Annotated in this window: 21 protein-coding genes and 3 pseudogenes; 12 read left to right on the forward strand and 12 right to left on the reverse strand. The window is 71.1% G+C overall.

Annotated features, from left to right (window positions below; genetic code table 11):
* Positions 1 to 32 precede the first annotated feature (32 nt).
* Positions 33 to 845: a TIM barrel protein gene (locus tag AB0M82_RS05065; RefSeq protein WP_364717809.1), complete on the reverse strand. Its 813-nt coding sequence runs from the start codon at positions 843 to 845 to the stop codon at positions 33 to 35.
* A gap of 209 nt (positions 846 to 1,054) precedes the next feature.
* Between AB0M82_RS05065 and AB0M82_RS05070 the strand changes: the two genes are divergently transcribed.
* Positions 1,055 to 1,978 carry an ABC transporter ATP-binding protein gene (locus AB0M82_RS05070; RefSeq protein WP_364717811.1) on the forward strand — a complete coding sequence of 308 codons (924 nt, stop codon included), beginning with the start codon at positions 1,055 to 1,057 and terminating at the stop codon, positions 1,976 to 1,978.
* Between the two features lie 205 nt (positions 1,979 to 2,183).
* Here AB0M82_RS05070 and AB0M82_RS05075 read toward each other — a convergent pair whose 3' ends face one another.
* Positions 2,184 to 2,405 (reverse strand): hypothetical protein, encoded by a 222-nt coding sequence (locus tag AB0M82_RS05075; RefSeq protein WP_364717812.1) that lies wholly within the window; start codon positions 2,403 to 2,405, stop codon positions 2,184 to 2,186.
* 374 nt (positions 2,406 to 2,779) lie between these two features.
* Here AB0M82_RS05075 and AB0M82_RS05080 point away from each other — a divergent pair, with 374 nt between their 5' ends.
* From AB0M82_RS05080 to AB0M82_RS05105, 6 genes and pseudogenes are all read left to right on the forward strand, one after another.
* Positions 2,780 to 3,736 (forward strand): histidine kinase, encoded by a 957-nt coding sequence (locus tag AB0M82_RS05080; protein ID WP_364717814.1) that lies wholly within the window; start codon positions 2,780 to 2,782, stop codon positions 3,734 to 3,736.
* Positions 3,733 to 4,401, forward strand: a complete 669-nt coding sequence (locus tag AB0M82_RS05085; protein WP_364717815.1) for a response regulator transcription factor — start codon at positions 3,733 to 3,735, stop codon at positions 4,399 to 4,401. Before AB0M82_RS05080 ends, AB0M82_RS05085 begins: the two co-directional genes overlap by 4 nt.
* Before the next feature lie 385 nt (positions 4,402 to 4,786).
* A complete protein-coding gene (locus AB0M82_RS05090; protein WP_364717816.1) occupies positions 4,787 to 5,551 on the forward strand; it encodes a transposase in 765 nt (254 codons plus the stop codon).
* A pseudogene (locus tag AB0M82_RS05095) lies at positions 5,500 to 5,664 on the forward strand (IS66 family transposase); the annotation flags it as partial. The gene AB0M82_RS05090 and the pseudogene AB0M82_RS05095, both read left to right, overlap by 52 nt.
* A gap of 113 nt (positions 5,665 to 5,777) precedes the next feature.
* Positions 5,778 to 7,007, forward strand: coding sequence for a DUF222 domain-containing protein (locus AB0M82_RS05100; protein ID WP_364717817.1), 1,230 nt, complete (start codon positions 5,778 to 5,780; stop codon positions 7,005 to 7,007).
* A 158-nt stretch (positions 7,008 to 7,165) separates the two neighbouring features.
* Positions 7,166 to 8,383: pseudogene (locus AB0M82_RS05105) on the forward strand (ISL3 family transposase).
* Here the strand turns inward: AB0M82_RS05105 and AB0M82_RS05110 are convergent.
* Positions 8,357 to 8,755: a ketopantoate reductase C-terminal domain-containing protein gene (locus tag AB0M82_RS05110; RefSeq protein ID WP_364717819.1), complete on the reverse strand. Its 399-nt coding sequence runs from the start codon at positions 8,753 to 8,755 to the stop codon at positions 8,357 to 8,359. The pseudogene AB0M82_RS05105 and the gene AB0M82_RS05110 overlap by 27 nt on opposite strands.
* Positions 8,756 to 8,860: 105 nt before the next feature.
* Here AB0M82_RS05110 and AB0M82_RS05115 point away from each other — a divergent pair, with 105 nt between their 5' ends.
* Positions 8,861 to 9,598 (forward strand): GntR family transcriptional regulator, encoded by a 738-nt coding sequence (locus AB0M82_RS05115; RefSeq protein WP_364717820.1) that lies wholly within the window; start codon positions 8,861 to 8,863, stop codon positions 9,596 to 9,598.
* A 543-nt stretch (positions 9,599 to 10,141) separates the two neighbouring features.
* Here the strand turns inward: AB0M82_RS05115 and AB0M82_RS05120 are convergent.
* Positions 10,142 to 10,552 (reverse strand): Lsr2 family protein, encoded by a 411-nt coding sequence (locus AB0M82_RS05120; RefSeq protein WP_364717821.1) that lies wholly within the window; start codon positions 10,550 to 10,552, stop codon positions 10,142 to 10,144.
* An 82-nt stretch (positions 10,553 to 10,634) separates the two neighbouring features.
* Positions 10,635 to 10,889: a hypothetical protein gene (locus AB0M82_RS05125; RefSeq protein WP_364717822.1), complete on the reverse strand. Its 255-nt coding sequence runs from the start codon at positions 10,887 to 10,889 to the stop codon at positions 10,635 to 10,637.
* Between AB0M82_RS05125 and AB0M82_RS05130 the strand changes: the two are divergent.
* Positions 10,771 to 11,040 (forward strand): annotated as a pseudogene (locus AB0M82_RS05130) (SAM-dependent methyltransferase); the annotation flags it as partial. The gene AB0M82_RS05125 and the pseudogene AB0M82_RS05130 sit on opposite strands and share 119 nt — an antisense overlap.
* A 49-nt stretch (positions 11,041 to 11,089) precedes the next feature.
* Positions 11,090 to 11,548, forward strand: a complete 459-nt coding sequence (locus AB0M82_RS05135) for a class I SAM-dependent methyltransferase (RefSeq protein WP_364717824.1) — start codon at positions 11,090 to 11,092, stop codon at positions 11,546 to 11,548.
* A gap of 31 nt (positions 11,549 to 11,579) precedes the next feature.
* On the opposite strand, the gene dinB is transcribed toward AB0M82_RS05135, so the two are convergent.
* The gene (gene dinB / locus AB0M82_RS05140; RefSeq protein ID WP_364717825.1) at positions 11,580 to 12,770 is read right to left on the reverse strand and encodes a DNA polymerase IV; all 1,191 of its coding nucleotides are present in this window, start codon (positions 12,768 to 12,770) and stop codon (positions 11,580 to 11,582) included.
* Positions 12,771 to 12,926: 156 nt separating this feature from the next.
* Between dinB and AB0M82_RS05145 the strand changes: the two genes are divergently transcribed.
* Both AB0M82_RS05145 and AB0M82_RS05150 read left to right on the forward strand, forming a co-directional pair.
* A complete protein-coding gene (locus AB0M82_RS05145) occupies positions 12,927 to 13,346 on the forward strand; it encodes a hypothetical protein (RefSeq protein WP_364717827.1) in 420 nt (139 codons plus the stop codon).
* A gap of 55 nt (positions 13,347 to 13,401) precedes the next feature.
* Complete coding sequence (locus AB0M82_RS05150) at positions 13,402 to 13,935, forward strand: 2'-5' RNA ligase family protein (RefSeq protein ID WP_364717828.1); 534 nt, start codon at positions 13,402 to 13,404, stop codon at positions 13,933 to 13,935.
* Positions 13,936 to 13,953: 18 nt separating this feature from the next.
* Here AB0M82_RS05150 and AB0M82_RS05155 read toward each other — a convergent pair whose 3' ends face one another.
* The 6 genes from AB0M82_RS05155 to AB0M82_RS05180 form a co-directional block, all read right to left on the reverse strand.
* The gene (locus AB0M82_RS05155; RefSeq protein WP_364717829.1) at positions 13,954 to 15,042 is read right to left on the reverse strand and encodes a hypothetical protein; all 1,089 of its coding nucleotides are present in this window, start codon (positions 15,040 to 15,042) and stop codon (positions 13,954 to 13,956) included.
* Positions 15,043 to 15,051: 9 nt separating this feature from the next.
* A complete protein-coding gene (locus tag AB0M82_RS05160; RefSeq protein WP_364717830.1) occupies positions 15,052 to 15,642 on the reverse strand; it encodes a hypothetical protein in 591 nt (196 codons plus the stop codon).
* Positions 15,643 to 15,661: 19 nt separating this feature from the next.
* Positions 15,662 to 16,096 carry an XRE family transcriptional regulator gene (locus AB0M82_RS05165; RefSeq protein ID WP_364717832.1) on the reverse strand — a complete coding sequence of 145 codons (435 nt, stop codon included), beginning with the start codon at positions 16,094 to 16,096 and terminating at the stop codon, positions 15,662 to 15,664.
* A gap of 212 nt (positions 16,097 to 16,308) precedes the next feature.
* Positions 16,309 to 17,370, reverse strand: a complete 1,062-nt coding sequence (locus tag AB0M82_RS05170; protein ID WP_364717834.1) for a hypothetical protein — start codon at positions 17,368 to 17,370, stop codon at positions 16,309 to 16,311.
* A gap of 83 nt (positions 17,371 to 17,453) precedes the next feature.
* Positions 17,454 to 20,678 (reverse strand): TIM-barrel domain-containing protein, encoded by a 3,225-nt coding sequence (locus AB0M82_RS05175; RefSeq protein WP_364717836.1) that lies wholly within the window; start codon positions 20,676 to 20,678, stop codon positions 17,454 to 17,456.
* A 134-nt stretch (positions 20,679 to 20,812) separates the two neighbouring features.
* The gene (locus AB0M82_RS05180; RefSeq protein WP_364717838.1) at positions 20,813 to 21,301 is read right to left on the reverse strand and encodes a DinB family protein; all 489 of its coding nucleotides are present in this window, start codon (positions 21,299 to 21,301) and stop codon (positions 20,813 to 20,815) included.
* Positions 21,302 to 21,324: the final 23 nt, after the last annotated feature.

Raw genomic sequence — 21,324 nt, forward strand, 5'->3', positions numbered from 1 at the left:
GCGGGGATTCCGGGCATGTCACACCTCCGGTTTCATGCTCGTCCCCTTCGGGTGATCGGCAGCCAGTCCAGCGACGTGACGGTGTCCGGCTCGGGGACGTACTCGATCCCGACGAACCCCGCGTAGCCGGCTTGCTGCAGCCTCGCGAGATGGCCGTCGAGGTCGAGGGACCCGGTGCCGGGCTGGTGGCGCCCGGGCGCGTCGGCGATCTGGACGTGCCCGATCCGGGCGATGTGGCCGGTCGCCAGCGCGTCGAGGTCGTCCCCGTTGACGGCCAGGTGGTACAGGTCGGCCAGCAGCCGCACGTTGTCGCGCCCGAGGGCGTCGAGCACGGCCACGACGTCCGCGGCGGTCTTGAGCGGATAGCGGGCCACGCCGGAGAGCGGTTCGACGACCAGCTGCGCGCCGATCTTCGCGGCGGCCTCGGCGGCGGTCGCGAGGTGGACCAGCGCCAGGTCGTCCTGCTTGGCCGGGTCTTCGCCGTCGAGCCGGTTGCCGTAGAGCGCGTTGAAGCTGCGGCAACCGGTGCGTTCGGCGATCGCGAGGGCGACGACCAGGCTGTCGGCGAACTCGGACTCGCGGCCGATCCAGGAGACCAGGCCCCGCTCCCCCGCGGCCAGGTCGCCGCCGTAGAAGTTCAGCCCGCGCAGGCGCACCCCGTCGAGGCTCTTCACGAAGGCGTCCACCTCGTCCCGCGGGGGTACCGCGGACTCGAACGGCCACCAGTACTCGACGTCGGTGAAGCCCGCCGCCCGCGCGGCCGCCGCCCGTTCGAGGAGCGGGACCTCCTTGAACAGGATCGACAGGTTGGCGACGTACGGCAGGGAGTGCCGGTCTTCGGTCATCGAGACCTCAAATTTCACTATCCGGAATCATTCTTTCGTATATCGAGAATAGCTCGCTCGTGGACGCGGGGTCAACGGCCGGGCGCGTACGACCTCCGGCGTAGCGCCTACGCCGCGAGTCGGACCCTCCCCCGCGTCAAGATCGCCCGCCAGCCGGTCGATCCGGCCGTCGCGCGGGCCTACCTTTCGGCCGCGACGAAAGGAGACAGATGATCGAGGCACGTGCGGTGTCCAAGCGCTACGGCGGGCGGACCGCGGTGGACGGGGCGACGTTCACCGTCGTCCCCGGTGCGGTGACCGGGTTCCTCGGCCCGAACGGGGCCGGGAAGTCCACCACGATCCGGATGATCATGGGCCTGGACGCGCCCACCTCGGGCTCGGTGACGGTCAACGGCAAGGCGTACGCCGATCATGCGGCGCCCCTGCGGGAAGTGGGCGCGCTGCTCGAGGCCAAGGCCATCCACCCGGGCCGGTCGGCCTACCACCACCTGCTGGCGTTGGCGCTCACGACGGGGATCCCGCGGCGGCGCGTCGAGGAGGTGCTCGACCTCGTCGGCCTGACCGGCGTCGCGCACCACCGGGCGGGCGGATACTCCCTCGGCATGGGACAACGGCTCGGCGTGGCCGCCGCACTGCTCGGCGACCCGGCCACGCTGATCCTCGACGAACCCGTCAACGGCCTGGACCCGCAGGGCATCCGGTGGATCCGCACCCTGCTGCGACGGCTCGCCGCCGAAGGGCGCACCGTGTTCGTCTCCTCGCACCTGATGAGCGAGATGGCACTGACCGCCGACCACCTCGTGGTGATCGGGCGCGGCCGGGTCATCGCCGAGACGTCGGTGCGCGAGTTCATCGAGCGCGCCTCGGCCGACGTCGTCCGGGTCCGCACCCCGCGCGCCACCGAACTGCGCGAGCTGCTCACCGGCCCCGGGATCGACGTCACCAGCACCGAGCCCGGGCTCCTGGAAGTGCACGGCGTCGGCAGCGCCGAGGTCGGCCTCCTCGCCTGCCGCCACGCCATCCCGCTCGAGGAGCTCGCGCCGGTCCAGGCGTCGCTCGAAGAGGCGTTCATGGAGCTCACCGACGACGCGCTGGAGTACCGCGTCCACGAAACCGAAGGACACCCCGCATGACGACCGGCGTCACCTTCCCCCGCGTGGCGAGTTCGGAGTGGGTCAAGTTCCGCTCCCTGCAGTCCACGCCGATCACGGTCACCGCGGCCCTCGCCGGCATGATCGGTCTCGGCTGGCTCACCTGCGCGCTCTACGCAAGCCGCTGGCCGGTGATGACCGCGCAGAGCCGGGCGCGCCTCGAACCGACCGCGCTCAGCCTCCAGGGCTACGTCCTGGTCCAGCTCGCCTTCGGGGTGCTCGGCGTGCTCGTGGTCTCCGGGGAGTACACCACCGGGCAGATCCGCTCCACGTTCTCCGCGGTCCCCGCCCGCACGCCGGTGCTGGCGGCGAAGGCGGCCGTGTTCGCCGCGGTGACGTTCGTGGTCGGCGAGGTCGCCGCGTTCGCGGCGTTCCTCGGCGGCCAGGCTTTCCTGTCCTCCCAGGACATCGAGACGAGCCTGGCCGAACCCGGCGTCTTCCGCGCCGTGGCCGGTGCCGGGCTCTACCTGACCGGCATCGGGCTGCTCGGGGTCGCGCTCGGCTGGCTGGTCCGCCACACCGCCGGCGCCATCGCGGCACTGGTCGCCCTGGTCATGGTCGTCCCGGGACTGGCGGGCGTGCTGCCGGAGAGCTGGGTCCCCCACGTCGTGCCCTACCTGCCCAGCAACGCCGGACAGGCGCTGATCACGGTACGGCCGTCGACGCTCAGCCTCGCGCCCTGGACCGGCTTCGCGTGGTTCTGCGGCTACGTCGCCGTCGCACTCGTCGCTCGCCCTGGTCGCGGCGCTGGGGTTCCGGCGGCGGTTCCCGCTGACCGTCCTCGTGTTCACGGCCGCGCTCGGCGTGGTCCAGGACCTGCTGGGCCCGCAGTTCCCGCCGACGACGGCCGCCGTGCTGATCGCCGTCTACACCGTCGCCGCGTACCGCGAGCGGTATCGCGTCGCGGCGGCGGTGTCGACGGTCGTCGCGCTCACCGCGGTGGGGATCGGCGAGGACACCGGGTTCGGGACTTTCGTCGCACGCCTGGTGTTCGCGGCCGCGATCGTCACCGCGGCCTTCGCGCTCGGGGTGAACGTGCGGACCCGGCGGGCGTACCTGGCGTCGCTGCACGACCGGGCGGTGCGAGCCGAACGGGAACGCGACCAGGAGAGCCAGATCGCGGCCGCGCGGGAACGGGCCCGCATCGCCCGCGAGATGCACGACATCATCGCGCACAACCTGTCGGTCATGATCGCGCTCGCCGACGGTGCCGCGTTCGCCGCCCGCACGGACGGCGCCCAGGCGGAGTCGGCCGCGAAGCACGTCTCCGCCACCGGACGCCAGGCGCTCGACGAAATGCACCGGCTGCTCACCGTGCTGCGGAGCAACGGCGACGACAGCCCGCGCGCGCCGCAGCCCGGTATCGCCGCCCTCGACGAACTGGTCAACCAGGTCCGGGCCACCGGGCTGCCCGCGACGTGGACGGTGACCGGCCGCCGGTTCCCGCTGCCGCCGACCGTCGAGCTGGCGGTCTACCGGGTCGCCCAGGAGGCGCTCACCAACGTGCTCAAGCACGCGGCGGCGCCGACGTCGGCGAAGATCCACCTCACCTACGACGAGCCGCTGGTGACCCTCGAGGTGCTCGACGACGGGCGCCCGGCGCCGGTCCCGGTCACCAGCGGCGGGCACGGGCTCAGCGGCATGCGCGAACGAGCCGGCGTGGCCGGAGGCGACGTCGAAGCCGGGCCACGGCCCGGCGGCGGCTGGCGGGTGCTGGGGAAATTCGGGAGCGGCGCGTGATCACCATCCTGCTGGTCGACGACGAACCGTTGCTGCGCCTGGGTTTCCGGCTGGTCCTGGAGTCCCAGCCGGACCTGAAGGTGATCGGCGAGGCCGCCGACGGCGCGACGGCCGTGACCCGCACGGCCGAGCTCGACCCCGACGTCGTGCTGATGGACGTCCGGATGCCCGGCGTGGACGGGATCGCCGCGACCCGCGAGATCGTGCGCGACTCGCCCCGCTCGCGAGTGCTGATCCTGACCACGTTCGACATCGACGAGTACGCCTTCCCCGGCCTGAAGGCGGGAGCCAGCGGGTTCCTGCTGAAGAACGTGCCACCCGACGACCTGCTGACGGCGATCCGCGCGGTCGCCCGCGGCGACGCCGTCGTCGCGCCGACCGTCACCCGCCGCCTGCTGGACACGATCGCCGACCGGCTGCCCGATCCCGTTCCGGCGGGCGGTCCCCCGACCGCCCGTGGCCTGCACCGGCTCACCGAACGTGAGCTTGAAGTGCTCGAGAAGGTGGCTGCGGGGTTGTCCAATGCGGAGATCGCTGGTGAGCTGGTGCTTTCCGAAGCCACTGTGAAGACGCATGTGGGGCGCATTCTCGGGAAGCTGGAGCTGCGGGATCGGGTGCAAGCTGTGGTTCTGGCTTACGAAACCGGGCTCGTTCGGCCTCGGTGACCTCTGTTTTCAAGATACAGCTTCGCCGTGGCGTGGGAAATCGGCGCTCCTCGTGGTTGCCTTCGCGTTGTGGTCGGCAGCGCCGATTCCCCACGCACTGGTACCCCTGCCGCCTTCACTATCGTGGCTAAGTGTTGCGGCGCAATGACATTCGATCTCATGACTACCTGATCGGTCACTGTTCAGGTCGTTGTCGGGCTGTGAGCGGGCCTGTGGGATGATCTTGTTGTGGGGGAGGGTGTTCGTCCGTCGTATGACGAGCCGGCCGCGCTGGTTGCAGCGCCGGCGGTGGAGCTCGCCGGACCGGTTCAGCAAACCCGCGCCCAAGTCACTGCGCGGCAGGACCGGACGTAAGCAGGGCAAGCCGCCCGGAGCGAGCCTGTCCATGGGGGAGAACCCGGACACCATCGTCGACCACGCACCGTCGGCGTGCTCGGGGTGCGGCGCGGGTCTGCGCCGCACCGACCGTGCCGGGGTCATCCGGCGGCAGGTCGTGGATCTGCCTCCGGTCTGTCCGTCGGTGACCGAGCATCGTCTGCACCGGCTGCGGTGCCACGCATGCCGCCACATCACGACCGCGGCCGGGTTCGCCGAGCGGGTCGAGCAGGCATTACGAGCAGCGTCGGTGGCACACTTCGACGAGACCGGCATCCGGGTCGAAGGAAAGAACTGGTGGCTGCACGTCGCCTGCACCCCACATCTGACCACCTACCTGCCCCACCCCCAGCGTGGTGGTGAGGCGATGGACGAGTTCGGGATCCTGACCCGGTTCCGTGGTGTCGCGGTCCATGACGGACTGATGTCGTATCAAGACTTCGGGCGCAAACATGCCCGCTGCAACGCCCACCACCTCCGCGAACTGGTCGCGGCCGGCGAAGCCCATCCCGAGCACGCCTGCCCCAGGATCGCCAAGAAGACCCTCGAAGAACTCAACACCGCTGCTCACACCGCGCGAGACGCCGACCTGGCCGCGATACCCGCCCATATCGTCGACCCGTTGATCTCCAGGTTCGTCCGCACCGTCAATCTTGGCCTGCTGCTGCACCCACCCGACCGAGGACGCAAGCAAGCAAGACACGGAACCTGCTGTTCGCCCGCGACCTCACCGTCCCGTTCACCAACAACCAAGCCGACCGCGACCTACGGATGATCAAGGCACAGTTGAAGATCTCCGATGGCCGGCGCACCCAGCACGGCGCCCAGAGGTGGTTGCGGGTCCGCGGCTACATCTCCACCGCCCGCAAGAATGATCTCCACGTCATCACCGCGCTACGCGACGCCCTCACCAGAAACCCTTGGCTGCCAACCGAAACGGCCCGAACAGTTACCCCCGATCGTGTGATGAACACACGTTCATGTACCGGTATTCTTGGGTTATGTCCAGTGTTGCTGTGTGGCAAACCGATGCGGTCGCTCTCGCCGACCGCGTCGGTGAGCTGCTCACGCGCATGCGAGCCACCGAAGCCGAACTCGGCACCCTCCTCGTCGAGATCGAAACCCGCGGAGTCATGGACCTGTTCGGATATCGGTCTGTGGCCAGGTTGCTGGAACATCTGGCCGATGTCCCGAAAGCCGCCGCCGAGCACGTCGTGAAACGAGCGCGGGCACTCAACCCCAGCCAAAACCTCGACGGTAGCCCCATACCCGCCCTCGCCCCAGCCACCGGTGCCACCGCCTCGACTGGTGCGTTGAGCAACCCGACGATCGACGCGATCGTCGACGTGGTGAAAAAAGCCCCGCCCGAACACCGCGACCGCGTCGAACAGGATCTCCTGACCTTCGCCGAGGACGCCGGACACAAGCAGGTCGCCGCCCTCGGCACCCGAATCTTGGCGCACCTGGACCCGGACGGTTCCGAACCCGACGACACCGAACCCGCCACCCCCACCCGAGAAGTGTCCCTGCGCCGCAAACGCTCAGGCATCTGGGAACTGCACGGCAAGTTCGATGACGAGACCGGCACCCGCGTTAGCTCCGTGCTGGACTCCCTCGCCCAGCGCCGCAGCAGCGACGAAGGCCCAGACTTGCGATCGCCGCAGGAACGCTACGGCGACGCCTTCTCCGACACCATCGACCTCGCCCTCAACTCCCCCGACCTGCCCATCCAAGCCGGGGAACGAGCCCACGTCATGATCACGATCTCGCTCGAGGATCTGAAGACCGGAATCGGCAAAGCCACCCTCGGCGACACCGCCACCATATCCGCAGCCGAAGCACGCATCCACGCCTGCGACTGCAAAGTCATCCCCGCAGTCCTCGGGGCGAAGAGTGAACCCCTCGACCTCGGCCGCATCCGACGACTGATCTCCCCCGGACTCCGCCGAGCCCTCTACCTACGCGACGGCGGCTGCACCTTCCCGGGGTGCCACCGCCCACCCCGACACTCCCAGGGCCACCACATCCGCCACTGGGCCGACGGCGGCCCCACCAACCTCGGCAACCTCGTCCTGCTGTGTTCTCACCATCACCGGCTGCTGCACCGCTCCGGATGGGAAGTCCGCATCGCCACCGACGGACTCCCCGAATTCCTCCCACCAGTATTCCTGGACAAACAACGAAAACCGAGGCGCAACAACCTCCACCAACCACTACCCCACGCCGCCTGACCAACCACACAACGGGAAAGGCCCGCAGCCACCGGCTCCGGGCCTACACCCATGCCGGGTCTGTCAAACGAACGGCTCTGGCGCACTTTCGGTGGTGGGGTGGTGGGTCCCCGGCCGGGACGGGTTTTGCGGGGTTGCCATGATCGTTTGTGGCTGAGATGGCGAAGCTGGTCGGTGCGGTGTTCTTGGGGCTTTCGGCGCTGGCGATCGAGGGTGTCGAGGACGCTGGAGAGGTGATCGTGGTACGGGCATCAACCAGGGGTGATGCGGTGGCGTGCCCTGCCTGCGGAACGCCGAGGGGCCGGGTTCATGCCTTCCACGAGCGGGTCCCGGCGGATGTGCCGGTTGATGGACGAGCTGGCCGGCAGAGCTTCCGCCCGGCTGCTGCCCAAAGTCGGGATCGTTCTCGGGCGGGACACCGCTGTGCGGGTCTTGCTGGGCATCCCCTTGCCGGATCAGGTCGTGCCGCGAGTACTGGGGATCGATGACTTCGCCCTGCGCAGGTCTCATGACTACGCCACCGTCCTGGTCGGCGCCGACACCGGCGCCCGGATCGACGTGCTGCCCGGGCGCGGCGCTGAGGTGGTCGCCGGTTGGCTGCGGGCACATCCAGGAGTCGAAGTCGTGTGCCGGGACGGTTCGGCAGCCTACGCCCAAGCCGTGCGGGACGCGCTGCCGCAAGCGATCCAGGTCGCCGACCGATGGCATCTCTGGCATGCTCACGCCGCCTCGGCCTGGTGCTGAACACCGTCAAGCGCTACGCCCGCGCGGCCACACCGGAGCGCATCCAGCGGGTCCCCAAGTACCGGGTCTGCATGGTCGACCCCTATCGGGACCACCTACGCGCCCGCCGTGAACAGGAGCCGGGCGTGGGAGCCACCGCGCTGCTGGCCGAAATCCGCGCTCTGGGCTACAACGGCAGCCACAACCTCCTCGTGCGGTACCTGAACCAGGGACGGCTTCTCGACGACCATCCGCACCTCTCGCCACGCCGGGCCACCCGGCTGCTGCTGACCCGGCCCGAGAACCTCACCGAACCGCAACGCGAACGACTCGAAGCCCTGACCGCGGCCTGCCCCGAAATGGCGGCGCTGGCCGCCGTTGTGCGTTCCTTCGCCGCCCTTCTCGCACCCCACAAGGACAATCCGGCCCAGTTGGCGGCATGGACCACCACCGCACGCGAAGCTGATCTACCCCACGTGCACTCCTTCGCCCGAGGCATCGACCAGGACATCGACGCCGTCACCGCTGCCATCACCCTCGATCACCACAACGGGCGCACCGAAGGCGTGAACACCAAGACAAAGCTCCTCAAGCGGCAAATGTACGGACGAGCCAGCTTCGCTCTCCTACGCCACCGCATCCTCCTCGAGTAAGACCACCACCGAAAGTGCGCCAGAGCCGTTCGTTTGACAGACCCGGCCGAGCAGCCCGGCATCGGTGACCTCGCGGATCACCGCGGCCTCGCCCGTGGCCAGGGCGTTGCGCAGCGCGGCATAGTCGCCGGTCGCGCGGTAGTCGTCCAAACTGGACGCGGTGAGGCCGGCCAGCTCCACCACCGCGCCGATCTCCAGCGGCTTGCCCGCTTCGAGGTCCTGCAGCATCGACGTCTTGTGGCGGCCGACGCGCCAGGCGCCGTCGACCGAGACACTCGGGTCGCTGCCCGCCGCGCGGGGGATGGCCAGTGTTTCGGTCATCATCGTGACGAGCAGGCCCCGAGAACAGCCACCTTCATGATGAGCCTCCATGGTCCAGGGGAACGGCCGACATCGGGTGAGATTCCGGGATTTTGCATACCAAAACCTGTATCCTGAGATCAGATCGCCGCGTTCTCCTTCCCCTTGAGGTGTCCCGTGAGCCAGCCCGCTTCCCCGCTCCCAGACCGCGGCCCGACCGGCCGCCGCACGGCCAAGGGCTCGCTCGGCTCGACCCCCGCCAAGCGGGTCGAACGGCCCGCCCCGCTGCGGCAGGTCGTGTACGAGGCCCTCGCCGAGCTGATCACCAACCGCACCCTCGAACCCGGGCAGCACCTGGTCGAAGCCGACCTCGCCGAGTACCTCGGCGTGAGCCGGCAGCCCGTCCGGGAAGCCCTGCAGCGGCTGCAGAGCGAAGGCTGGGTCGACCTCCGGCCCGCACAGGGCGCCTTCGTCCACCTGCCCACCGATGAGGAGGCCGACCAGCTGCTGAGCGTCCGCGGCGTGCTGGAGGCGCACTCCGCGAAGCTCGCCGCCGCCAACGCCGGCCCGGAGGACGTCAAGCGGCTCTGGGAACTGCAGAACGTCGGCGTCAACGCCCTCGCCGAAGAGGACACCGAAGGACTGGTGGCCGCCAACGCCGCTCTGCACGCGTTCATCACCCAGCTTTCCGGGAACGCGGTGCTGGCGGAGCTGATCGGGCTGGTCGACCGGCGGGTCCGCTGGTACTACACGCCGATCGCCCGGCCCCGTGGGCGCGACGCGTGGAGCGAACACGACGAGCTGATCCACGCCATCTCCGACCGGGACGCCGACGCCGCCGAGCAGATCATGACCCGGCACACCGAACGCACGCGCCGGGCGTACCACGAACGTCCAGAAGCGCCTCGGCCCTGATTTCGGCAGGACCGGGGCGTGGAATCCGGATCAGCCACCCGGCAGCCGCCGGCGGCCGCGCCACCAGCCACCCGGCTGAACGCGGCGGCGCGGATTCGCGATGACCCCGAGGTCGCACGGTCATTGGGCCGAACGGCCGGATGACCGAGGCGGGTGGAAGGCGGCCCGGTGGCCATCGAGGGAGGAGGCGGCCACCGGGCCGGTGCTCCGGCGCGGTACCGGCCGCGTGGAGCACTGACAGTCTGGCCATCGGAGCCACCCTCCGACAAGCTTTTCTTGCTCGCCAAAGTGCGCGACCCCTCGGCCGCCGCGAGCCGCGCCCACCGCGCGGCCTCGAAACGGAGGGACTGTGAACCCGCACCGAAGAGATCGCGGGACGCAACGCGCCAGGACGCGACTTCCCCGCGCGCGCCGCGCCCTCTTTCGCGGCCGCCAGGCCGCACGAAGGCGCGACGGCGCGACGGCAGGCGCCATCCTCACGAACGGCGCGTTACTCACGAAGCCGCGCCGCCAGGGGCGGCTTCGTGAGTAAGCGCCAATGAATCAAGCCTTCTTGCGTGTTGCCCGCTTCCGGGCCGGCTTGACTTCGGCCGGCTCGGCCGCCGCGGCCTGGTCGGCTTCGAAGCCGGCGATGATCTCGCTGGAGAGGCGGCCCCGTTCGGCCACCTCGTAGCCGTTGGCCTGGGCCCATTCGCGGATCTGCCGGTTGCGCTCGCGGTCGGTGCCCGAGCCGGCCGCACCGGAGAGTGACTGGCCCGTCGCGAGGCGGACCTTGCGGCCGCCGATGCGCCGCGCCGCGGCGACGTAGCGGCCGAGTTCGTCCCGCAGCGCGGAGGCGTTGTCCTCGGACAGGTCGATCTCGTACGTCACCCCGTCAAGGCTGAAGGGGACGGTCTGCGAAGCCTCGCTCCCGTCGAGATCGTCCACCATCTCGACGTGCACCCGTTGCGCCATGATTCGTCGTTCCTCATCTTCTCCAGAACACGGTCGGACAGACCCTAACGTGTCGAATCACGTCCGGCACGCGCGACACCCGTCAAGCGTCCACAATGGCCGCTCGGGCGAACGGGCCGTCCGAGTACAGGGTGACCGCAACCGAGCCGAAAGGGGGATAATCTTCCTGAATATTTGTTTTCGTGATATGCTTGAAATCAAATCGGTACCGTGGCGGTATGACGAACGATGGATTTTCCGGTAATGCTCCTCGCGTCAGCCGCACGGCCTTCACCGCGGCCGCCGCGCGAGCGGCACATTTGCCGGCCGACGCCGAGCCGATCATCTTCTCCGACACCCTCGCCGCGGCGCTCCTGGGCGAGCACGCCGCGGAACTCCTGGCCTATCACCGGCTCCATGGCACCCACCCGGTACCGGCCGGCGCCCGCGCCGAGGCGGTCTGCCGAAGCCGGTTCACCGAAGCGCGGCTCAGTTGCGTCAATTCTGGTATAGACCAGTATGCGATTCTGGGTGCGGGTCTCGATTCGTTCGCCTATCGTGCCCGAAGCCGACGTGCTCTCGGAACGGCTCGTCCAGAGTGGACTCGACCCGTTCCGCCCCGTGTTCGCGAGCTGGCTCGGTGTCACCATGTACCTTACGCGGGAGGCGATTCTCGCCACATTGACGGACCTCGGCGGTTTCGCACCGGGATCGGAAATCGTGACCGATCACCTGCTTCCCGCGGAACTGCGCGACGCGGCCGGAAACGGCTACGTCGAAGCCGCCGGGCCGGTCGTCGCCGAACAGGGCGAGCCGTGGCGCACCTTCCTCTCCGTCGCAGCACTGGCCGGCCTCCTGCGCGAAGCCGGATTCGAGGTCGTCGAGCAGGCCGGGCAGCGGAACAGCGTCGGCACGCGGCTGTGGAACCGCATCGACGCGCTGCGGCCCGCCGCGCTTTCCGCGCTCACCCACGCGCGGATTCCCGGCCGGCCCGCGACGACCGGCGGCGGAAGCTGAACACTTTCCGATCGTGACGCCGCTTTCGCGGTCAATCGGGCAGCATCGGCACTTCGAGGTCGTCCGGGCGGCCGAGCAGGACGGCCCGGGTGACCGCGGCCTTCCCGAACCGGTTCCGCACCGCGTCCAGCGCGGTGTCGAGCTCGGTCGCCCGCTGCCGCTCGAAGGGCAGGGCCAGCTGGATCGGGTCGTCGTCGGCCAGGTTGGACAGCGCCGCGCCCAGCAGCGTGATCCCGTGGTCGGCGATCAGCGGCAGCGCGGCCACGAGCAGGTCCCGCGCCGCCGCGAGCAGCACGCCGGTGCCGGCGGTCGGCTCGTTCAGCGTCTGCGAGCGGGTGGCCCGGGTGAAGTCGGCGAAGCGCAGGCGGATCGTCACCGTCCGGCAGACGCGGTGGGCGGCGCGCAGCCGGCGGGCGATCCGGTCGATGAGCGCCACCAGCACGACGTCGAGCTCGGCCGGGGTCCGCCTGCCTCGTCCGAGGGCCCGCTGGGCGCCGATCGAACGGCGGCGCGTGCCGAGCTCGACGCGACGCGGGTCCTCGTTGTGCGCCAGGTGGTGCAGGTGTGTGCCCGCGCCGCGGCCGAGCAGGCCGACCAGGTCCACCTCCTCGGACGCGGCGAGCTGCCCCACCGTCGTGATCCCCCGGGCCCGCAGCTTCTCCGTGGTCACCTTGCCGACGCCCCAGAGCGCCGAGACCGGCAGCGGGTGCAGGAACGCCAGCTCCGCGTCGTGCGGGACCACCAGCAGGCCGTCCGGCTTGGCGACGCGGCTGGCGACCTTGGCGAGGAACTTGGTCCTGGCCACCCCTACCGTGATCGGCAGGCCGGCCCGTTCCGCGACGGCGACGCGCAGCCGTTCGGCTATCCGGCTCGGCCGCCCGCCGATCCTGGCCAACCCCCCTACGTCGAGGAACGCCTCGTCGATCGAGATGCCTTCCACCCATGGGGTGGTGTCGTGGAAGACCTCGAACACCGCCCGGCTGGCGGCCAGGTACGCCGACATCCGCGGGCGCACGACGACCGCGTGCGGGCACAGTTTCCTGGCCTGCGCGCCACCCATCGCGGTGCGCACGCCATAGGCCTTGGCCTCGTAACTAGCGGCCAGCACCACCCCGCCGCCGACGATCACCGGCCGTCCCTTCAGCGCCGGATCGTCGCGCTGCTCGACCGACGCGTAGAACGAGTCGAGGTCGGCGTGCAGGATGGGTCCCTCATCCGTCATAGAACATATGTTCGCACAAACCGAGGGCCGAAGACCCCTGCTCCGCCCGCCGCGGCCGGGTCGCCGCTTGGCGAAACTGAGCGTTTTCCCGGTTGTCCACCGTGCGTGGCCGCGCTCACACTCAAGGCATCGAACAGCCCGACCACTGGGGGCGACATGACCGACAAGTGCCGATGCGGCGACCACCACGCGTGGGCCGCGCCGAATCCCGAGGACCGGCCGGCCGCGGCGCGGGAGCCGCTGCTGGCTTCGACGCTGGTGCAGGAAGACCGGGGGGAGGACGCCGGCGGGCTCGACCCGACCGACCGCGTCACCTGCCGGACGCACCGGCGGTGGCTGCACGACTGCGTGTCGTCCCCGGTGCACGCCAACCCGGCGATCGGCTACCGCTGGTGCCGCCGCTGCGACCACCAGGCGCTCGTCGCGGTGGACGAACTGGCCGGCGAGGTGACCATCAGCTGCGGGCTCTGCGGCCGCTACCCGTTCAGCCGCGCCAACCAGGAGCTCGTGGAACTGTGCCGGCGCAGCCTCGCCCTGGCCCGCTCGGGCCGGTTCCCGGTGCGCGCGGCCGCCTGAGCGAGCGTGGCCGGCAGCCAGGAGTGCGCGAACTTCCGCCTGCCATGATGCGGAGGTGCCCGAACCCGGAACCACCGCGCTGGTGATCCTGCTGCCCGCCGCCGAACCCGTGCTCGCCGCGGCTCGGCGCGTCGACCCCGCCCTGGTCCGTCCCGGCCTGGCCGCCCACGTGACCGCGCTGTACCCGTTCCTGCCGGACGGCGAGCTGACGGACGAGGTCACCGCCGCGGTCCGCGAGCTAGCCGGAGCCTGGCCGCCCGTCGAGGTGCGGCTCACCGATTTCGTGATGACGCGCGGCTTCGCGGCGATACCGGCGCCTTCGCTGCAGCCGATCGCCGACGCGGTCTGTGCGCGCTGGCCGGAAGTCCCGCCCTACGGCGGCCGGTTCGGCGCCCGCCCGGCCGCGCACCTGACGGTGGCGATGGGCGGCGAGGACGCGGTCCTCGAGCGCGTCGCCGCGGAAGTCCGGCCGCTGCTGCCGTTGGCCGACACGGCGGAAGCGCTGCAACTGGTGGCCCTCACCGAACAGGGGTGGGAGCCGCGGCTCTCGGTCCCCTTCGGCGGCAGCGCCGGTTCCGCTCCCGCCTGACTTGGCACGGAAGCCGGCTCACCGCGCCGGATCGGCCATCCCGTGTCCCGGCGCGGCACTGTCCAACCGGCAGTACGCACGGGCGATCGCCCGCAGCCGCGCCACGTCCGCGGCGAACGGTTCCGTTCCCGCGGCGGACGGTTCCGCCTCCCCCGGCTCGTCCGGGAGGTCGCGCACCAGCCGCGCGGCCGCCGGCGCCGCCAGGTCCGGCGTCACCCCGGCGAGGATCAGGCCGTCGTTGGTTTCGCTCATCGCCGTCAGCAGCCGCTCGCGGCGCGACGGCCCGCCCGGGTCGATGCGCACGATCTCCGGGAACCGCCGCGTGAGGTGCGTCCGCAGCGGCCGCAGCAGGCGCAGCGTCCGCGCGTCCCGGCGCGCCGCCACCAGCCCCGGCACCGACGGGATCGTCAGCCCGAGCACGATCAGCAGCACCGACACCGCCGGGAAGCCGACGTCGAGCGTGCACGGCAGCGTCGAGAACGGCCCGCGGCAGAACGCTTTCGCCGGGTGGTCGGCCTGCAGCGCGTGGCTCGTCGCGACGACTTTGCCGGCGAGGTAGGCGACGGCGAACGCCGATGCCAGCAGCAACAGCGCGAGCCCGGCGCGCAGCGCGCCGCCGCTCGCCCGGATCGTCACCGCGGCCACCACTCCGATGTCGAGGACGGCGAAGCCGAGGTAGACGGTGTAGGTGAAGACGTAGACGACCAGCGTTGGGTGGGTGCGGTACAGCTCGTCGAAGAGGCCGATGCCGCGCGGCAGGTCCGGCGTGCTGAAGAACATGACGGTCAGCAGGGTCAGCGCCACCCCCAGCGCCGCCAACCGAACGCGCCCGCCGCGGTCGCGGGTGCCGCTGATCTCCGCGACGGTCAGCCCGATGCCGTATGCGGCGACCATGGTCGCCAGGTTCGACAGCAGCCGGCCAAGGCTGGGGTAAAGCGCGCTTTCGACGTACTGGGCGCGGTTGGACAGGAAGCAGAACGCCGCGCCGAGCGCGATGAGTGAGACGGCGACGCCGGCGCCCGCGCCGGTGCGTCGCGCGCGGACGGCCCGCCAGATCCCGGCCACCAGCGCGAAAACCCCGACCCCGAGGAACAGAATGTCGATCACGGGACCGCACTATCCCAGGAGTGCCGCCAGCCGCCTAGCCTGATCGGCCGCCCGGCCGGACGCGCCCGGCTGAACGGCGGGTGGTTCGCTCGTCGCCGCGCTCATCAGGAGCACGGCGATCAGCTCGGCCTCGTACTCGTCGGTGCCGCTGGTGACCCGGGTGAGCAGATGCGACAACGCATTCGGCGCGAGGTCCGGGGCGAGTTCGGCGGCTTCGGACTCCGACATCAGGCAGGTGCCGGTGTGCGCGCACAGCATGTGGGCGAGCTCGTGGGCGATGATGTGGTCCTGGTGCAGCGCCGACGTGTGCTCGGTGTAGGCGATCAGGTCGTAGTCCGGGCGGGCTTGCCAGGCGCCGGACGGCTGCCCGGGCCGGTAGCGGACCGGGACGAGGTCGATCTCGCGCCCGCGCCAGGCTTCGAGGCGGTCGACCCAGGCGTTCATCGACCACGGCCGCGGCAGGGGGACGGCGGCGAGCACGGTCCGCACCCGTTCCCGGGCCCCGGCACGGAGTTCCGACAGGCCGCGCACGTCGATGGGTCCTCCCCGCTCACCGGGCGCCAGCCGGGTGCACCGGGGCGCGATCACGGACGAGGTCATCGTAGCCGACCGCGGACGGTCACTCCGGCTTCCGGCGCCGGCCTTCGCGGCGGCGGGTGTCGTCGTAGCTGCTGAGCTGGTCCAGCAGCGCCGTCACGGTTTCGCGGTCGCGCGGCGAGAGCCGCATGGCCCGCTGCGCCAGGTTCCGCGCTTCGCTGTCGCGCCAGGCCACGACGTCTTCGACCTGCCGATCGACCTGCCCGGCGACGTCGTCGTCGAAGAAGTACGTCACCGGCACACCGAAGAACTGGGCGAGTGCCTGGATGTGCGAGCGCTTGGGGTCCTTGCGCGCGCCGACGGCGAGCTGCTGCACGTGGGTCGCCGACATGGTCACGCCGGTCTGCTCGGCGACGCCGGACGCGATCTCCCGGTAGGAGTACGGCTTGCGGTCCGGCGGGTGCACGGTCGCGATCAAATGCGCCAACCGTTCCGCGAAACTGCGCTGCTCGCTCACCACACACCACCCTCAGCCATGCAACGTGACACCTGTCAGCCTAACTGTCCCGAAAACTTGACACAGCATGTCCCGGAAAGACTACGATACTCCCGATCAGTGTTTCGGAAACAAGACACAGGACCCGGGGCGGCGCAGCGGCCGCTGGGGGTGACTCACGTGGCCGCTGGGGGTGGCCACGCGCCCATCCCTTTCCGCCGCGTCGCCCCTCCTCATCGCGCACCCAGGGCGGTGGCGAGGTTCGTGAGGTCGTCCCGCAACCCCGGCACCGCTTCCCGGGTGACGCAGCCGGTCGAGATTTCCACGTAGAGGCCGTCGTCTTCGGGGATGTCCACGTCGGCGTCGATGCTGTCCGGGCCGATCCCGTGGAGGTACTCGCCCGGCTCCATCCCCGCCGCCACCCGGAGCCGGTCCTCCACCACGCCGGCCTCCGCCACCGGCAGGGTCCGGCTCTCGAGCTTCAGGTGCAGGTCGGCCGCGTCCGGGTCGGGGCCGAGGATGAGGTCGTTCGTCCGGTCGCAGGGCCATTCGGTGAACTCCGGGGCGACGCCGGGCAGCGGCGCGAAGCCGGACAGGTCGCCGGTCAGGTCCCGCAGCGCCGCCGACGTCGGTTCCGCCGGGAACGGGCCGCGGTAGAGCGACTGGTCGGACAGCTGCATCCCGAACCAGCCACCGAGGAACAGCCAGAGACCGAGTCCGAACGCGAGGAAGCCGCCGCCGGCGCCCAGCCGGGGCGCGCGGTCCTTCGCGAAGGCCGCGGGGTCGACGCCGTACTGCGGCTCGAGGTCCGGGCGCGCGTCGCGCACCGCCGTGACGAACCGGTCCGCGGCGCGGTGGTCACGCCACCGGAGCCGGGTGCGGGCGGTGCCCGTGCCGAACTCGACGACCTCGCGGTCGAAGTCGCCGGCCGGGCGCAGCGCGACGAGCAGGCCGACCACCAGGGACGTCGGCACCCAGAAGGCCAGCCAGAACGGCTTCGCCGACACCGCGCCGCGCCGCAGGTCCGTGATGGCCGGGTACGGCACGCGGGCCGTCCCGAGCACGAGGGCGCCGGGCTCGAAGACGGCTTCCGGCGGCCAGTTCCGGCCCAGCGCGTACGCGATCACGGCGACCAGCACGTCGAGCGCGACGCCGATCCAGAAGAACGGGCGTTCCGGGGCCACGGTGACGCCGTAGCCGTGCCACACCGCGAAGGCGAGCGCGACCGCGACGAGGCCCCAGGTCCACCGGCGGGCCCGGGACAACGGGACGCGCGTCGTCGTAACGTCCGACATTCGCCACAAGGTAGGCCACCCGGGCGCGGCCCGGTGCGGCAAAAGTACCGCCGTGACGCGGGCTTTCGGCCTAATTCGGGACGTCAGTACGTCACGGTGATCGGTCCCCGGCCCGCGTGCGCCGGGGCGGTCACCGTCAGCGTGTGTGTTGCGGCGTCCCAGTTCCAGCTGTTCGACGGCGCCCAGGAGCCACCCACCCGCACCCGGGCCGGGGCCGCGGCCACGCCGAGGAACTTCACCGTCCACTCGCGACCGCTCACCGGGAACCGGCCCGGCGAAGGCGCCACCGTCACCGTGTGCGCGCCTCGCCGCTCGGTGTACGTGATCTTCGTCGTGGTGCCGCGCGACGACGAAACGCCGTCGTCCTCATAGAGCGAGAACGTCCCGGAGGCGCCCGGCGCGACCGTCACCGTCACGCGGTTCAGCGGGTTCTGGACGTCGTTCGTGACGTTCGCCGTCCGCGTCGCCGTGATGCCGCCGGCGCGGAGGAACACCGGCATCGTCAAGAGATCCGTCGTGACCTGCCGGGTGGTCCCGCCGGCGTAGGTCTTGCCGGTGAAGTAGTCCGTCCACTGCCCGGGCGGGAACCAGACCGAGGTGACCGCCGGGGCACCGGGGGACGTCACGGGCGCCACCAGCATGTCCGGCCCGTAGAAGTACTCGCTCCCCGCGGCCGCGTAGGCGCCGGGCTCGTCCGGGTACTCCAGGTACGTCGGCCGCACCACCGGGACGCCGGTCGTCGCGGCCTCCTGGGCCAGTGTGTAGGTGTACGGCACCAGGTTTTCGCGGAGGTTGAGGAACTTCGCCGCCGAGTCCTTCGCCGCGCCGCCGTACTGCCAGGGCAGCCGGTCGCTGTGGTTGCTGTGCAGCCGGTCGATCGGCTGGAACGTGCCGAGCTGCACCCACCGCGCGTACAGGTCGTCGGGCAGTTTGAACGTCTGGTGCTGCTGCCCGCCCGAGGTGTAGGTCTCGCTGCCGCGCAGGCCGGTCGTGTCGTTGTGCCCGCCGATGTCGTGGCTGATCGCCGACATCCCGGTGGCCGCCGACTCCGCCGGCGTCACGCCGACCTCCATCCGCAGCGTTCCCCACGTCGAGGACGTGTCCCCGGTGAAGTGCAGCGTGCTCCGCTTCTCCGCCCACGGCCCGGTCGGCAGCCCCACCGGCCCGCCGTAGCCACCGGCCTGCAGCGACCCGTACGCGCGGGAGACGGCGAACCCGCGCCCGATCGCCGGGGCGGCCAGGTCGGCGTACTGCTGGTTGATCCAGGCGTCCGGGGTCACGCCGGCCAGGCTCGACCGGGAGCTGTCGCAGCACCAGTCGAGCCACCAGAAGTCGTTGCCCTGGCTCATCATCCCGGCGTGCAGGTCGAGGTAGGCCTTGAGCTGGTCCGGGTCGCCCCAGTCGAAGGTGTGGCAGTCCGTGCCGCACGCCGACTTGGTGAGCTTGCCCTTCGCCGTCGCCTGCGCGCGGGCGAACTGCGGGTCCGAACCCATGACGCTGGGGTGGATGTTGAGGTTGTTGTGCAGCCCCTGGGACTTCGACCAGGCGAAGAACCCGGCGGGGTCGGGGAACTTCTTCGGGTCGAACTGCCAGCCGTTCCAGGTGTCGGGCGCCTTGAAGTCGGTGTCGGTCACCAGGACGTCCAGCGGCACGCCTTCGCCGCGGAACCGCGGCAGGATGGTGTCCCGGTAGTCGGCCGCGGTGCGGTCGATGTACTCCGAATACCAGACGCCGTAGGCCCAGCGCGGCAGCAGCGCGGGCGGCCCGGTCAGCGTCGCGAGGTCGCGGAGCCCGGCCTTGTAGTCGTGGCCGAAGGTGAAGACGTAGCCGTCCTGGTAAGGGTTTCCGCCGTGCGACGGCCGCTGCGTCACCGCGCGCGTCCGGGTGTCGTACAGCGCGGACGGGCTGTCGTCGAGCAGGTACCAGCCGTCCTGGTGCAGCAGCCCTTCGGTGGTGGACGGCGTGCCGTTGTCGCCGTTGACGCCGTCGAGACCGCGCCGGTAGCCGCCGAGCGCGAGGTGCGGCCGCGGGGCGGCGGCGCCGGACGGCGTGACCGCGGCCGTGTCGATGTTGACGTGGCAGCTGGTGTCGTCGGGACAACCGAGGACGACGTCGTTCGCGCCGGCCCGGAGGTCGACCGGGACCGACGCCGTCTTCCAGGCGTCCCAGCCGTCGGTGACCGGAAAGGTCAGCGTGCGGGTCACGCCGTTCGCGGTGACCGGCGCGGTCCTGGTCTCGTGGCGGCCGTCGCCGCCGGCGCCGTTGGCGTAGCGGACGTGCAGCAGGTAGGTGCCGGTCGCCGGGACGTCCGACGCGCGGTGGGTCAGCGTCGAGCCGCGGTTCAGCTCGGCGACGAAGCCGCGGCCGGCGTACCCGGTGTGGTCGGCCGCCACGACGGCCGAGCCCGTCCGGAGCCCCGATTCCGCCTCGCAGCTCACCCCGGCCGGGCACGCGGTGACCGCGCGGGCCGACACGGGCGGGAACGGCGCGCCGTCGGAGAGCACCGCCAGGCCGTCGAGGTTGACGTTGCCGGAGTCGGCCGCGGTCCGCGCGAGGCGCACGCTGTGGTGCCCCGCGCCGAGGGTGACCGGGACCGAGGCGAGCGCCCAGGTGTCCCAGCCGCCCGTCACGGGCAGCGTGAGCTTCCGCGGCGCGCCTCCGTCGACGGACACGCTCAGGGTGCGCGTGACGTACTGGCCGTCCCCGCCCTGGCCGTTGGCGTAACGGGCGGTCAGGGTGTATGTCCCGGCCGTGGTGGCCTGGACGTCCGCGGTCGCCGCGGCACCGGTGCTTTCGAACCCGGCGAGGAACCCTTCGCCGGTGAAGCCCACGTGGTCGGTGGCGACGCCGAGCCCGTCGGCGGTCAGGTCTTCGGCCTCGCACCGGGCGCCGACCGCGCAGGTCAGGTGGTGCCAGGGCGCCGCGAGTACGGGCGCCGCGCCGGCGGTCGTGCGCACTTCGAGGTTGCCACCGTCGAACGGGCCCGAGTCCAGCCGGTAGGTCAGGGTCGTCGCGCTCGTCCGGATCGTGAGCACCCCGCCGGAAACGGCCGAGGTGTACGGCGTCGGCGTGAACGCGCCGCGACCGACGGCGTTGAAGGTGGCGGAGTCCTGGAACCGGCCGTCACCCGCGTACTCCGTGCGGATCAGCGTCGGGGACAGCACCTGGAAGCGGGCGTTCCCGGCGGTGACGGTCTGGCGCGCGGGCCCGGCGGCGGCCGGGGTCGCGACGGTCACGGCCGCGACCGCGCCCGCGGCGACGGCCAGCGCGCACGCCAGGTGGAGGGGTTTCCTTCTGCTCGTCCGCACGGCGGAACTCCGTTCCGGGAGGAGACCGACTGTTTACAACGTTGGAAAAGTCGTCCCGATCTGAGCACAGCGGCCGGGCTGTTGTCCAGACCAGTCGGCGGACCTGTCCCGGACCTGTCCGGAACAACCAGCGCTCAACGGCCGGTGACGCCGTCGATCTGCTCCCGCAGGATGTCCGCGTGACCCGCGTGCCGGGCGGTCTCGCTCGTCATGTGGGCCAGCACCCACCGGAGGGTGTGGAACTTGCCGTCGACCGGGATCGCCACGGGCGTTTCCGGGTCCCCGGCGGCCCGGATCGCCGCGTCGCTCGCCTCGATCGCCGCGCGGTAGCCGGCCAGGACCTCCTCCGCGGTGAGCCCGTCCGGGACGGCCATCTCCACGTCCCCGGTATCCGCGCCGCCCGCGACGTGGTGACCGAACCAGACCCGCTCGGCGCCGGCCAGGTGGTGGACCAGCCCCAGCAACGTCGTGCCCGAGCCGACCAGGACCCGGCGCAGCTGCTCCTCGGTGAGCCCGTCCGTCTTCTTGAGCACACACTGGCGGGCGAACGACAGGAACGCCGTCGCGGTGTCGAGTTCGCCGCTGTCGTCGCGGGGAACGGGTTGACGCTGGGTCTCGGCCATACCGGGAATCTAGCGCGTCACGA

Origin of the sequence: Amycolatopsis sp. NPDC051128, assembly GCF_040682715.1 — a bacterium.
Lineage (GTDB): Bacteria > Actinomycetota > Actinomycetes > Mycobacteriales > Pseudonocardiaceae > Amycolatopsis.

Bases quoted from the DNA above. Each gene is read 5' to 3' on its own strand.
- AB0M82_RS05065 (WP_364717809.1), bottom strand. From the start codon at position 845: ATGACCGAAGACCGGCACTCCCTGCCGTACGTCGCCAACCTGTCGATC.
- AB0M82_RS05070 (WP_364717811.1), top strand. From the start codon at position 1,055: ATGATCGAGGCACGTGCGGTGTCCAAGCGCTACGGCGGGCGGACCGCG.
- AB0M82_RS05075 (WP_364717812.1), bottom strand. From the start codon at position 2,405: ATGTCCTGGGAGGACAGGAAAGCCTGGCCGCCGAGGAACGCCGCGAAC.
- AB0M82_RS05090 (WP_364717816.1), top strand. From the start codon at position 4,787: ATGGGGGAGAACCCGGACACCATCGTCGACCACGCACCGTCGGCGTGC.
- AB0M82_RS05100 (WP_364717817.1), top strand. From the start codon at position 5,778: ATGTCCAGTGTTGCTGTGTGGCAAACCGATGCGGTCGCTCTCGCCGAC.
- AB0M82_RS05110 (WP_364717819.1), bottom strand. From the start codon at position 8,755: ATGGAGGCTCATCATGAAGGTGGCTGTTCTCGGGGCCTGCTCGTCACG.
- AB0M82_RS05120 (WP_364717821.1), bottom strand. From the start codon at position 10,552: ATGGCGCAACGGGTGCACGTCGAGATGGTGGACGATCTCGACGGGAGC.
- dinB (WP_364717825.1), bottom strand. From the start codon at position 12,770: ATGACGGATGAGGGACCCATCCTGCACGCCGACCTCGACTCGTTCTAC.
- AB0M82_RS05145 (WP_364717827.1), top strand. From the start codon at position 12,927: ATGACCGACAAGTGCCGATGCGGCGACCACCACGCGTGGGCCGCGCCG.
- AB0M82_RS05160 (WP_364717830.1), bottom strand. From the start codon at position 15,642: ATGACCTCGTCCGTGATCGCGCCCCGGTGCACCCGGCTGGCGCCCGGT.
- AB0M82_RS05170 (WP_364717834.1), bottom strand. From the start codon at position 17,370: ATGTCGGACGTTACGACGACGCGCGTCCCGTTGTCCCGGGCCCGCCGG.
- AB0M82_RS05180 (WP_364717838.1), bottom strand. From the start codon at position 21,301: ATGGCCGAGACCCAGCGTCAACCCGTTCCCCGCGACGACAGCGGCGAA.